At 64.0% G+C, this 12,460-nt stretch carries 12 protein-coding genes; 5 read left to right on the forward strand and 7 right to left on the reverse strand.

From position 1 onward, the window contains the following. The first annotated feature begins 10 nt into the window (after positions 1 to 10). A complete protein-coding gene (locus tag BHMPCIPO_RS05325; protein WP_173515800.1) occupies positions 11 to 763 on the forward strand; it encodes a crotonase/enoyl-CoA hydratase family protein in 753 nt (250 codons plus the stop codon). A gap of 355 nt (positions 764 to 1,118) precedes the next feature. Further along, on the forward strand, positions 1,119 to 3,215 hold the full coding sequence (gene mcpU, locus BHMPCIPO_RS05330; protein ID WP_173515801.1) for a methyl-accepting chemotaxis protein McpU: 2,097 nt from the start codon (positions 1,119 to 1,121) through the stop codon (positions 3,213 to 3,215). 233 nt (positions 3,216 to 3,448) lie between these two features. Here the strand turns inward: mcpU and BHMPCIPO_RS05335 are convergent, their stop codons facing one another. Next, a complete protein-coding gene (locus BHMPCIPO_RS05335; protein WP_173515802.1) occupies positions 3,449 to 4,699 on the reverse strand; it encodes a class I SAM-dependent RNA methyltransferase in 1,251 nt (416 codons plus the stop codon). Beyond that, complete coding sequence (locus BHMPCIPO_RS05340; protein WP_173515803.1) at positions 4,696 to 5,466, reverse strand: TlyA family RNA methyltransferase; 771 nt, start codon at positions 5,464 to 5,466, stop codon at positions 4,696 to 4,698. The genes BHMPCIPO_RS05335 and BHMPCIPO_RS05340 overlap by 4 nt, the downstream gene beginning before the upstream one ends. A 270-nt stretch (positions 5,467 to 5,736) precedes the next feature. Here BHMPCIPO_RS05340 and BHMPCIPO_RS05345 point away from each other — a divergent pair, with 270 nt between their 5' ends. The 3 genes from BHMPCIPO_RS05345 (at position 5,737) to BHMPCIPO_RS05355 (ending at position 6,992) form a co-directional block, all read left to right on the forward strand. Continuing rightward, the gene (locus BHMPCIPO_RS05345) at positions 5,737 to 6,027 is read left to right on the forward strand and encodes a DUF3175 domain-containing protein (protein WP_173515804.1); all 291 of its coding nucleotides are present in this window, start codon (positions 5,737 to 5,739) and stop codon (positions 6,025 to 6,027) included. Between the two features lie 209 nt (positions 6,028 to 6,236). Continuing rightward, positions 6,237 to 6,737: an Hsp20/alpha crystallin family protein gene (locus tag BHMPCIPO_RS05350; RefSeq protein ID WP_173515805.1), complete on the forward strand. Its 501-nt coding sequence runs from the start codon at positions 6,237 to 6,239 to the stop codon at positions 6,735 to 6,737. 51 nt (positions 6,738 to 6,788) lie between these two features. Then, positions 6,789 to 6,992 carry a dodecin family protein gene (locus BHMPCIPO_RS05355; protein ID WP_173515806.1) on the forward strand — a complete coding sequence of 68 codons (204 nt, stop codon included), beginning with the start codon at positions 6,789 to 6,791 and terminating at the stop codon, positions 6,990 to 6,992. Here the strand turns inward: BHMPCIPO_RS05355 and dxs are convergent. From dxs to BHMPCIPO_RS05380, 5 genes are all read right to left on the reverse strand, one after another. Beyond that, the gene (gene dxs / locus BHMPCIPO_RS05360; RefSeq protein ID WP_210266500.1) at positions 6,989 to 8,902 is read right to left on the reverse strand and encodes a 1-deoxy-D-xylulose-5-phosphate synthase; all 1,914 of its coding nucleotides are present in this window, start codon (positions 8,900 to 8,902) and stop codon (positions 6,989 to 6,991) included. The genes BHMPCIPO_RS05355 and dxs overlap by 4 nt on opposite strands. Positions 8,903 to 9,147: 245 nt before the next feature. After that, positions 9,148 to 10,071 (reverse strand): pirin family protein, encoded by a 924-nt coding sequence (locus BHMPCIPO_RS05365; protein WP_173515808.1) that lies wholly within the window; start codon positions 10,069 to 10,071, stop codon positions 9,148 to 9,150. Between the two features lie 162 nt (positions 10,072 to 10,233). After that, positions 10,234 to 10,485: an exodeoxyribonuclease VII small subunit gene (locus BHMPCIPO_RS05370; RefSeq protein WP_173515809.1), complete on the reverse strand. Its 252-nt coding sequence runs from the start codon at positions 10,483 to 10,485 to the stop codon at positions 10,234 to 10,236. 2 nt (positions 10,486 to 10,487) lie between these two features. Next, positions 10,488 to 11,417: a histone deacetylase family protein gene (locus tag BHMPCIPO_RS05375; protein ID WP_173515810.1), complete on the reverse strand. Its 930-nt coding sequence runs from the start codon at positions 11,415 to 11,417 to the stop codon at positions 10,488 to 10,490. A gap of 62 nt (positions 11,418 to 11,479) precedes the next feature. After that, the gene (locus tag BHMPCIPO_RS05380; RefSeq protein WP_173515811.1) at positions 11,480 to 12,451 is read right to left on the reverse strand and encodes a zinc-dependent alcohol dehydrogenase family protein; all 972 of its coding nucleotides are present in this window, start codon (positions 12,449 to 12,451) and stop codon (positions 11,480 to 11,482) included. Positions 12,452 to 12,460: the final 9 nt, after the last annotated feature.

Genomic DNA, 12,460 nt, shown 5'->3' on the forward strand with positions numbered 1-12,460 from the left:
GGGGAATACCATGACCGACCACGTCCTCATCGAACGGCCGGAAGCCTATCCCGGCGTCCAGGTGATCCGCTTCAACCGGCCGGAGAAGAAGAACGCCATCACCCGCGACATGTACGCGAAGATGACCAATGCGCTGACGGTCGCCTCAAGCGACCAGGCTGTGCGGGCCACCGCCTTCCTCGGCACCGATGGCTGCTTTTCCGCCGGCAACGACATGGCAGACTTCCTCGCCTTCGCCATGGGCGGCTCCATGGGCATGGAGGTGATCGAGTTCCTGAAGGCGCTGGCGACCGCCACCAAGCCTATCGTCTCGGGGGTCGACGGCCTGGCGATCGGCATCGGCACGACCATCCATCTCCATTGCGACCTGACGGTCTCGTCCGAGCGATCCGTGTTCAAGACGCCCTTCGTCGATCTGGCGCTGGTGCCGGAAGCGGCTTCCAGCCTGATCGCGCCGCGCATCATGGGCCACCAGCGGGCCTTCGCGCTACTTGCCGCCGGCGAAGCTCTGACGGCCCGCGAGGCGCTGGAAGCCGGCTTGATCTGGAAGGTCGTTGCGCAGGATGCCGTCGAAGGTGAGGCGCTGGCGCTTGCCGCCCGTCTTGCCAAGAAGCCGCCGGAGGCGCTTCGCATCGCCCGCGACCTCGTCCGTGGCGACCGCAGCGACGTTCTGGCGCGCATCGACGAGGAAGCCAAGCACTTTGCCGCACAGTTGAAGAGCGCCGAGGCACGTGCGGCCTTTGAGGCCTTCATGCGCCGCTAAACAATCCAGGCTTCGTGCATGGGCGAGGCGGGTGCCGCTGTGCGCCCGTTTTCGTGTTCGGGGGCAACGTCCTAGCCGCGACTGGGTAAAGATCCCGTTGCCGCCGGCATCGCGAACTTGCATAAATCAATTTTAATTGCTTCTTAAATAGCGATCGGTAGCGTGCGGCGCGATAGGCCCATCCTCATTTCGAGGGCCCCAGCCGCATGAAGCATGGCTGGCTCCGCCTTCTGGCATGTTCAACGTTTTCCCGTAGACGTCAGCGCTTCGCCCTCCGGCGGACGATGGATGCTGCGCGAAAATCATCGAGAGCTCATGTCCGGCGGCAGTCGCCGGCATCCATTGGGAGCCCATCTTGTCCAAGCGATCGAACCTCATGACGCGCATCCTCGTCGCCGCGTCCTGTGTCGTCGTCGGCGCCTTTGCCGGCTTTTCCGTTTACATCGACACGCTGCAGCGTAGTACCACCACCAAGGCCGTCGAGGAGAACATTGCCTCCTCCGGCACGCAGGCCGCGCAGAGCGTTGCCAAGTGGCTGAACGGCCGCGTCACGCTGACCGCGATGGTCGCCGATGCCACCGGCCGCGCGGCCGATGACGGCGCCATCCAGCCAATCCTGAAGAACGACGTGCTGACCAGCGAATTCATGTCGACCTATGTCGGCAACGAGAGCGGCAAGTTCATCACCTGGCCGGACAATCCGATGCCGGCCGGCTACGACCCGCGCCAGCGTCCGTGGTACCAGCAGGCCGTCAAGGCCGACACTCGCGTTTTGACCGAGCCCTATGTCGACGCATCGACCGGTGCGCTCATCATCAGTGCGGCGGTGCCGGTCAAGCGTGACGGCAAGCTCTATGGCGTTGCCGCCAGCGACTTTTCGCTCGATACGCTGGTAGCGATGATCAAGGGCGTCGACGTCGGCGGCGAAGGCTTTGCCTTCCTCGCCAGCAAGGACGGCCAGATCCTCGTGCATCCGGATGCCAAGCTCGTCACCAAATCGCTCGGCGAGGCCTTCCCGATCGACACACCGACGATCGGTGCGGGCATCATGAACACCGAACTCGGCGGCAAGCCGATGCTGGTGAGCTTCGTTCCGGTGCAGGGCCTTCCCTCGGTCGAATGGTATGTCGGCTTCGTCATCGACGCCGATGCCGCCTATTCGGCGATCGACAAGTTCCGCATCGCAGCCACCATTGCCACGATCCTTGCGGTCGGCGTGATGATCGTCTTCCTCGCGACCTTCCTCAGCCGTCTCGTCATCCGTCCGGTGACGGAGATGACCGGCGCGATGGAAAAGCTTGCTGCCGGCAATCACAACGTCGAAATCCCCGGCGAAGAGCGCCGCGACCAGATCGGTTCGATGGCCGCAGCCGTCGCCGTCTTCAAGGCGAACGCCGTCGAACGCGCCCGCCTCGAAAGCGAAGCGGATGCCAACCGGTCGTTGTCGGAACGCGAGCGGCTGGAGCGCGAAGCGCAGAAGGCACGGGATGCGGCCGAAATCCAGCAGGCCGTCGATGGCCTGGCAACCGGCCTCGGCCGTCTTGCCGACGGCGATCTCGCCTACCGGATCGACACCCCCTTCGCCGATCGCCTTGATCGCCTGCGCGCCGACTTCAACAACTCCGTCGCCAAGCTGCATGACACGCTGCGCGCCGTCGGTGCGAACGCCCGCGGCATCGACGCCGGCGCCTCCGAGATCCGCTCGGCCGCCGACGATCTCGCGCGCCGCACCGAGCAGCAGGCAGCTTCCGTCGAAGAGACCGCAGCCGCACTCGAAGAGATCACCACGACCGTCAAGGATTCCGCCCGCCGGGCCGAGGAAGTCGGTGCGCTCGTCGCCCGCACCCGGGCCGGTGCCGAGAAGTCCGGCGAAGTCGTTGCCAACGCCGTCGAAGCGATGCACGCGATCGAGAAGTCCTCCGGCGAGATCTCCAACATCATCGGCGTCATCGACGACATCGCCTTCCAGACGAACCTGCTTGCGCTGAACGCCGGCGTCGAGGCGGCCCGTGCCGGTGAAGCCGGCAAGGGTTTTGCCGTCGTCGCCCAGGAAGTGCGCGAACTCGCACAGCGTTCGGCCAATGCGGCGAAGGAAATCAAGGCGCTGATCACCACCTCGGGCAACCAGGTCAGGAACGGCGTGATGCTGGTCGGCGACACCGGCAAGGCGCTGGAGATGATCGTTGCCGAAGTCCAGGAGATCAACAAGCATGTGAGCGCAATCGTCACGGCAACGCGCGAACAGTCGACGGGTCTCCAGGAGATCAACACGGCGGTCAACACCATGGACCAGGGCACGCAGCAGAATGCGGCGATGGTGGAAGAGCAGACGGCGGCAAGCCACGGTCTTGCCTCCGAGGCCGCCTCGCTCAATGCATTGCTTGCCCAGTTCAACCTCGGCGAAACGCAGGGTGCTTATGCAGGGAGCGGTGCCCGTCGTCGCGCGGCCTGATGCCCTCGCCCTGGAGGCAGAACGCAGCAATAACAAAGGGATAAGGTCATTGCCGCGATTCAGTATGGCAATTGCTTCAAGCCTGACATGAGAAAGGCCCGGGAAACCGGGCCTTTCTCATTGATGTTCTTCGTTCGCCGCTTCTGTCATCCTCAGGCTCAACCCGTGACGGAGAAGATGAGCGATGTTCCCGGACAGCGATCAGACAGTAGGCCGGGCCTCCCGACCTTCTCTCATTTCTCCAGCGTCGCGACCGCCTCGACATGGGCCGACCAGAGGAACTGGTCGATCGGCGTCACCGAGGTGATCCGGTAGCCTGCGGCGGTAAGGATGGAAAGATCGCGTGCCAACGTGACCGGATTGCAGGACACGGCAGCGATTTTCCTGACGCCCGAGCGGGCGATCTCATGACACTGCGCCTCGGCGCCGGCGCGTGGTGGATCGAAGACGATCGCGTCATAGACCTTCAGTTCCTGCGCCATGACCGGACGGCGGAACAGGTCACGCTTCTCGACCGTCACCGGTTTCAGCCCCTGCGTGTTGCGCGCGGCGAAATCGAGCGCCTTCAGCGCCTTGTCGTCGCCTTCGACCGCGTGCACGCGCGCCTTGCGGGCGATGCGCAGCGCGAAGGTGCCGCAGCCGGCAAAGAGATCGGCGACGCGCTTGGCCTTGCCGAGGTGATCGAGCACCAGCTTCGCCATCGCCTCCTCGGCTTCGACCGTTGCCTGCGTAAAGCTGCCAGGCGGCGGCGAAACGGAAACGCCGCCGAAATCGATCAACGGCTTCACCAGTTCGACGATGATCTCGCCATTGAGGCTGACGCGAGCGATGCCGCGGGTGCCGAGCACCGCTTCGACCGTGCGCCGACGTTCGCGGTCATCGAGCTTCTTGATGCCCTCGACGGCAAGGTCGAGGCCCGAAAGGGTCTCGAGCACCGTGATACGGAACGGCTCGGCGTTGACGGCCATGGCGGCGCCGATCCTGGCGATCGTTGCGAGCTTCGAGACGATGCCCGGGCTCGCGATCGGACATTCGGAGATCGCGACGATGTGATGGCTTTCCGCCTGATTGAAGCCGAGAAGCAGTTCCTTCTCGGTCTTGCGGGCGGTGAAGACCGCGCGGCGGCGCTGGCCGGGATGGGCGACGATCAGCGGCGCCACCTCCGGCTTCAGCCCTTTCGACTTCAAGGCAGCGATGACGAGATCGCGCTTGAACCCGTGATAGAGCGTGTCCGAGGCGTGCTGCATGGTGCAGCCACCGCAGGTGCCGTTGACACCGTCGGGCCCGAAATGCCGGCAGGGCGGCTCGACGCGCTCGGCTGAAGGTGCCTTCAGCGAGATCAGCGTGCCGTGCGACTTGTTGACCGCCAGCGCCACGCTTTCGCCGGGCAGCGTGAAGGGCGCATAGATCGGCCCATCGGGGCCTTCCGCAATACCGTCGCCCTGGGCGCCAAGGCGGCTGATGGTGACGGTCTCGGTGCTCATGGCTTTTTCCCCGCCAGCAGAAACTCCACATTGCCGTCGCCGCCGGCAATGGGCGAGGGGATGAGGCCGAGGCTCTGCCAGCCCATGTCCTCCACGAGCCAGCGCTCGAGTTCGGCAGCAACGGCCGGAGCGCTATCGGGATCCTTGAGCAGGCCGGCTTTGCTGATCGCGTCGCGACCCGCCTCGAATTGCGGCTTTACGAGCAGGATGCAGTGTGCGCCGGGAAGCGCCATGTCGAGCGCCGGAGGGAGAGCAAGCTTCAGCGAGATGAACGAGACATCCGAGACGACGAAGGTGACCTCGCGATCGTCAATGTCTTCGGGCGTCATCGCGCGCGCATTCAGACCCTCGATGCTGGTGACACGCTCGTCGTCGGCGATGCGTGGGTGGATTTGCCCATGGCCGACATCGACCGCCACGACATGCTCGGCGCCGCGCTTCAAGAGGACTTCGGTGAAGCCGCCCGTCGAGGCGCCGATATCGAGACAGCTTTCGCCGGCGGGATCGAGCGCAAAGTGATCGAGCGCTGCGACGAGCTTCAGCGCCGCGCGGGAGACATAGTCCTGCGCCGGATCATCGATGGTGATCGTCACGCTCTCGGCAAACATCGACGATGGTTTGTTGACCGTGCGGCCATCGACCTTGACGGTGCCGCGCTGGATCGCGTCGCGGGCGCGGGCACGGCTGGCGACCAATCCTGTATTGAGCAGCAACTGGTCGAGACGGACCCGGTTTCTGTGTTCTTCATTCTGACGTTCTTCTGACATGCGTTTCTCATGGCGACTTGCCGTCGCAATGGCAAGCCCCTCGCGCCCGGAGCGCCGGCTCTACTGCATGTTTCCCTTTAATCGTAGCCAATTAAAGGGAAACATGCAGCACTTCAAAGTGCTACAGCGACCCTTTGCGCGTCTGATAAGACGCGCGGCGCTGTAGATCACGGATAAGTGCGGTTTGGAACATTACCGCTCATTTTGGGTTCGCTTCACATTGTCTCCAAGTTGCACGGCGAGTAGCCGAGCCAGCAAACGGAAGAAGCGATGACCCGCAGCCAGAAACAGTGGTCCCGAGACGTCACGCGCCACAGCAACGCTCTCGAACTCGAACCTCATGTGTTCGAAAAGGATGATGCGAAGGAGATCGCGGCGTCGCTGAAGCGCTCCGCCGACAGAAGCAGCAGGCGAAAGGCTGGGCCCTTTCGTTCTGCCATGTCGATGCTGACTTTCTATGTCAATCGCGCGGGCAAGAACCTGTCGGACGACAGGAAGAAAATTCTGGAAGACGCGAAAGATGAACTGCGTCGCGCTTACGGTCGGCGCCCCACGGCGTGAGCGGTCTGCGCTTGCGTTGCTCTCTCCGGGCGGGTGGCGAGTTGGCGATCTTTGCGGTGATGGAACCATTTGCGCTTCGCATGGTTTGGTGGGCGGCTGCGCCCAAAGCCGCCGCGCACGGGCGTGCGCGACGAGGCGCGTACCGACCGATGAACCGTCGCCATCCCGGGCGACCTGCTCGGCTTGGATGGCGCGAGAAGGAGGATTCAATGGCAATTCGAGATCTTATCCCATGGAGCCGCGGGGACAACCTTCCCGCCTATCGCGACGACCCCTTCATGGCGTTCCGCCGGGAGATGGATCGGTTGTTCGATGATGCGTTTAGGGGCCTCGAAGGCGGACGGCTCTACAGCCGCCTGTACGGCACGACATGGCCGCGCGTCGAGGTCACGGATAGCGAGCGTGAAATCTGCATAACCGCGGAGATGCCCGGCATGGACGAGAAGGACATCGAAATCACCTTCGATGACGGGGCCATGGTTCTAAAGGGCGAGAAGCGCGAAGATATGGAATCCAAGGACCGGCGGTTTTCGGAACGGTATTATGGCCGTTTCGAACGCCGGATACCGATCGGCACGGAGGTGCAGGACGACCAGATCCGCGCCAAATTCAAGAACGGCGTTCTCCAGGTGACGATGCCCAAGACCGAACGCGCTCAGTCCAAGGTTCGACGCATTCCCGTCGAGGCGGAAGCCGATGCGAACGCGTGAGGCTGAGAGCGGATTGAGAAAGGGATGGCGTGGACGCCAGGGAGGATAGCAATGTCGATTGCCCGCATTACCGAAATCTCATCAACATCGTCTGTCAGCTTCGAAGACGCGGTCAACTCCGGCATAACGCGCGCTTGCCAGACGCTGCGCGGCGTCAAGGCGGCCTGGGTGAAAGAGCAGGAGGTTGCGGTCGAAAACGGCGCTCCGGTTTCCTACAAGGTTATCCTGAAGGTGACCTTCGTGTTGGAAGATTAGCCGGCAGCGCCGATACCGATATCCTGCTTCTGGCCGAGCGCCTTGAAAACGGTCGAGACGATGCCGGCGCGGTCGAGGCCGGCGGCGGCGTACATCGCCTCTGGCTTGGCCTGTTCCATCCAGATGTCGGGCATGACCATGGGGCGCACCTTGAGGCCACCATCAAGCAGGCCGTCCTCGGCGAGAAACTGCAGCACATGGCTGGCGAAACCGCCGACGGCGCCTTCCTCGATGGTGATCAGCACCTCGTGGTGGCGGGCAAGCTGGCGGATGAGGTCGTGGTCGAGGGGCTTCGCGAAGCGCGCATCGGCGACCGTGGTCGAAAGACCGGCGGCGTCGAGATCTTCGGCCGCCATCAGACAGTCGGCGAGACGGGTACCGAAGGAGAGAAGGGCGACCTTCGATCCCTGCTTGACGATGCGGCCCTTGCCGATCTCCAGGATCTGGCCGCGCTCCGGCATTTCGACGCCGACGCCTTCGCCGCGCGGATAGCGGAAAGAGATCGGGCCGGCGTCATAGGCGGCGGCGGTGCGCACCATGTGCTTCAATTCCGCCTCGTCGGCGGCTGCCATCACCACGAAACCGGGAAGCGTCGCGAGATAGGTCGTGTCGAACGAACCCGCATGGGTCGGTCCGTCGGCGCCGACGAAACCGGCGCGGTCGATCGGGAAGCGCACGGGTAGGCCCTGGATCGCCACGTCATGCACCACCTGGTCATAGCCGCGCTGCAGAAAGGTCGAGTAGATGGCCGCGAATGGCTTGTAGCCCTCGGCGGCGAGGCCGGCGGCGAACGTCACCGCATGCTGTTCGGCAATGCCGACGTCGAAACAGCGGGACGGATGGACCTTGGCGAACCTGTCGAGACCGGTGCCGGTAGGCATGGCGGCGGTGACCGCGACGATTTTGTCGTCGAGGCTTGCTTCCTGCGTCAGCGCATCGGCAAAGACGGCGGTATAGGCGGGCGCATTCGGCTTGGCCTTCGCCTGGGCCCCGGTGATGACGTCGAATTTGTTGACGCCGTGATACTTGTCGGCGGCGGCTTCCGCCGGCGGATAGCCCTTGCCCTTCTGCGTCACCACATGGATCAGCACAGGACCCTTGGCGTTATCGCGCACGTTGCGCAGCACCGGCAGCAGATGGTCGAAGGAATGTCCGTCGATCGGGCCGATGTGGTAGAAGCCCATCTCCTCGAAGAGCGTGCCGCCGGTGACGTAGCCGCGGGCATGCTCGACCGCGCGGGTGATCGCCCGGTCGACGGTCTTGCCGAGATAGGCGGTCAGCTTCTTGCCGACCTCGCGGATGCCCATATAGGTGCGGCCGGAGGCGAGGCGCGCCAGATAGGCGCTCATCGCGCCGGTCGGCGGCGCGATCGACATGTCGTTGTCGTTGAGGATGACGATCAGCCGCGCGTCGAGCGCGCCGGCATTGTTCAGCGCCTCATAGGCCATGCCGGCCGACAGCGCACCGTCGCCGATGACGGCGATGACGTTGCGGTTCTTGCCGTCGAGATCGGCGGCAACGGCCATGCCGAGGCCGGCGGAAATCGACGTCGAGGAATGGGCGGCGCCGAAGGGATCGTATTCGCTCTCGGCGCGACGGGTGAAGCCCGAAAGGCCGCCTTCCTGGCGAAGCGTGCGGATGCGGTCACGGCGGCCGGTCAGGATCTTGTGCGGGTAACACTGGTGGCCGACGTCGAAGATCAGTCGGTCATGCGGCGTGTTGAACACCTTGTGGATGGCGATCGTCAGTTCGACGACGCCGAGGCCCGCGCCGAGGTGGCCGCCGGTACGCGACACCGCGTCGATCATCTCCGCCCGGACTTCTCCGGCAAGCTGCGGCAGGTCCTTGTCGTCGATCTTCTTCAGATCGTCGGGGAAGGTCACCTTATCGAGCAAGGGAGTAGCCGGCATCGGATTGGTTGGCAGTTGTGTCACGCTGCATGCCTCATGCGCGCCGCGGGATCAGGCGCGCGATAGTTAGTGGTACCGTCGAAGCGGCTCTTTAGACGCAATCGTTGCTGAATGCAAAATTAGGCGTTCCTGCGTCGTCGACCAAGAGACTAGCGCATGATTCTGTGAATCGAAATCGATTCAAGCGGGATGAGGCAATGTTGCGCGGTTTTATGCACTCATCCCGCCTCTACTTTTGGTCGAAATCAGCCTTCGGGCAGCGGAATGAATTCTTCCTCGTCGCCGGGCACGACGTCGAAGCGGCCGGTGCGCCATTCCTCCTTCGCCTTGTCGATGCGCTCCTTGGACGAGGAAACGAAGTTCCACCAGATGTGGCGGGCCGAACCGAGCGCGGCACCACCGAAGAGCATGACGTGACAGCCCTCAGGCCCGGCGGTAACGGTGATCTCGTCGCCCGGGCGGAAGACGAGCAACTGGTTTTCGGCGAAATGGTCACCGGCGATGATCGCCTCGCCGGAGAGAATATAGAGCGCACGCTCTTCCCACTGCGCGGCGAAGGGGGCGCTTTTGCCTGGCGCGATGTTGAGATCGACGTAGATGGTGTCGGTGAAGACCGAGACGGGCGACTTGGCGCCCTCAAAATTGCCGATCACCACCCGCGCCTTGATGCCGTCGTCGCTCATATGCGGCAGCGCCCGCTCCTCGGTGTGGCTGAAGATCGGGTCGATCTCTTCCTTGTGGTCGGGCAGCGCCAGCCAGGTTTGCAGACCCGAGATCGAGCGCGCATGGCCGCGCTGGTTTTCAGGAGAACGCTCGGAATGCACGATGCCGCGGCCGGCGGTCATCAGGTTGACGTCGCCGGGGCGGATGACCATCTCGGTGCCGAGGCTGTCGCGGTGCTTGATCTCGCCGTCGAAGAGATAGGTGACCGTCGAAAGGCCGATATGGGGGTGCGGGCGCACGTCGATCGCTTCGCCGGCCCGCAGCAGCGCCGGTCCCATCCGGTCGAAGAAGATGAAGGGTCCGACGAGGCGGCGCTTCGCCGTCGGCAAAGCGCGGCGAACCTGTAGGCCGCCGATATCGCTGGTGCGCGGAACGATCAGATGTTCGATGGCGTCGCAGGCGGGCTTGTCGCCGGCCAGTGGATCGGGGCCTGGAAAGAAGGACATGCGCGTGCTCCCGTTTTTTGCTGTCGCATCAATAACTAACGCCTGCAGTCTAAGGCGGCTAGAGACCATGCCGATACGCAGCGTTTCCACGGGGCGATCAATGTCCTTAGGGCGCCATGCGTTCAAATGAACGCATGAAGAACGCTCCAGCGCATTGATGGCTTAGTCGGCGTCGAGCGGCTCCACGCCCTGCGGCTTGCCGGCGCGGTCGAGGCGGATTTTTTCGATGCGGTCTTCAGCGGCCTTCAAGAGCGCCTCGCAATGCTTCTTCAGCGCCTCGCCGCGCTCGTAGATCTCGATCGACTTGTCGAGCGCCACGTCGCCGCGTTCCAGCGCCGAGACGATCCGCTCCAGTTCCTCGACGGCCTGCTCGAAGGAGAGGGTGGAAACGTCCGGTTGCGTGGTGGTGTTCATGGTTACCCTCTCATCAGTCTCAGAATGTGCAGGCCGGCCGATTCGGCCAGGCCCTGAAGGTCATAGCCGCCTTCGAGCAGGCTGACCATGCGGTTGCCGGCGCTGCGATCGGCGATCTCGTGCAGGCGTCCGGTGGCCCAGTCGAAATCCTCGGCGACGAGATTGATCTGCGCCAGGGGATCGCGGTGATGCGCGTCGAAGCCGGCCGAGATCAGGATGAAGTCCGGCCGGAAATTGGTGAGTGCCGAAAGCACGCGGCTGCGGAATGCCTCGCGGAAGTGCTCGCTGCCGTTGTTCGGCGAGAGTGGCGCGTTGACGATGTTGCCTTTGACGCCTGTCTCGTCCTTGGCGCCGGTACCGGGATAAAGCGGCATCTGGTGCGTCGAGCAGAAGAGCACCGACGGATCGTTCCAGAAGATGTCCTGGGTGCCGTTGCCGTGGTGCACGTCCCAGTCGACGATCGCGACGCGCTCGGCGCCGTGAACCTTTTGGGCATATCGGGCGGCAATCGCCACCGTGTTGAAAAAACAGAAGCCCATCGCCTTGTTCTTCTCGGCGTGGTGGCCCGGTGGCCGCGCCGCCACGAAGGCGTTGTCGGTCTCGCCGGTAAAGACCGCATCGACCGCCGCGACAGCTCCGCCGATGCCGGTCAGCGCCGCCTCCAGGCTCAACGGGCTCGCATAGGTATCCGCCTCGAAATGGTTGAGGCCTTCGTCCGGAATGGCGCGCCGGACGGCGGTCAGATGCTCTTCGGGATGGGCCAGCAGGACGAGGTCTTCGCTCGCCTTTTTCGCTTCGATCCGCTTGAGATCGGCGAAATTAGGATGTTCGAGCGCAATGTTCAGCGCCTTCAGCCGGTCCGGCCGCTCGGGATGTCCCTCCGGAACCTCGTGTTCCAGGAAGACCGGATTTTCGTAGAGGAACGTGGTCATGCCGGGAAACTAGTGCTGTAACCTGCCAAGGTCCATGGCGAGGCGGCGGAAAGGCGGAATTTTCAACAGCGCGGATCGAGCAGCAGCTTGCCGTCGCGGCTGGAATCCGCCTGATGCGTCAGTGCCGCATCGAGCCTGCTCAGGGGATGGATCTCCGCGATGCGGCTCCTGAAGAGGCCGCTCCGCAAGCCTTCGAAACTCTTCGCAAAAGCGGCCTCGATCGCTGCACGGCCCGCCGAATGCACCCAGGTGCGCAGCCACAGGAAGGAGAAGCGGATGTCCGGCCGTGCCTGGATCGCCCCCTGCGGGACCGGCACGTTGCTCAGCGCGCCATACTGGACGAAGGCGCCGCCGGGTTTGAGCGTTCGCAGGATGAGGTCGCCGGCGAAAGGACCGCCGACAGCATCGATGATCGCGTCGAAGCGGAGATCCGGCAGGCGCTGTTCGTCTCCAAGCGCGATCTGGCCGGGAACTTCACGCGCGAGCCGCTCGGCGCTGCGCTCGCTGCGAACGATGCCGGTGGCCTCCGCCCCTTCGCCGGCAAGCAGCTTCATCAGCATGCCGCCAATTGCGGATCCGGCGGCCGTGACGCCGATGCGGCGCCCCTCGAGCGAACCGAAATGAGCGTGCAGTGCCTCGATCAACTGCAGCGCCGTCAGCGGGTTGACGTAGCAGGTCGCCGCGTCGGTCTCGCTGATGTCGTCGGGCAGGGCGAAGCACCATTCGGCCGGCCTGATCAGGTACTCCTGCCAAAGACCGCTGGCGCCGATCGGGACCACGCGGTCGCCGGGTTTCAGCGACGTGACGCCGGCGCCGACGCGCGTCACCATGCCGAAGCCTTCGAAGCCAGGCACGAAGGGCAGGCTGGTGCGGGCGCTATAGGCGCCGGTCACCGGGATGAGATCGGATGGGTTGATGGCGGCCAGCGCCACCGCCACCTCGACTTCCCCCGATCCCGGCGTGCCGCGCTCTGCATCGACCAGCGCAATCACTTGCCGGGGGTCGCCGAACTGTCTAACGAGGGTGGAGCGCATCGTCAGGGA

It is taken from the genome of Ensifer sesbaniae (assembly GCF_013283665.1).
GTDB lineage: Bacteria > Pseudomonadota > Alphaproteobacteria > Rhizobiales > Rhizobiaceae > Ensifer > Ensifer sesbaniae.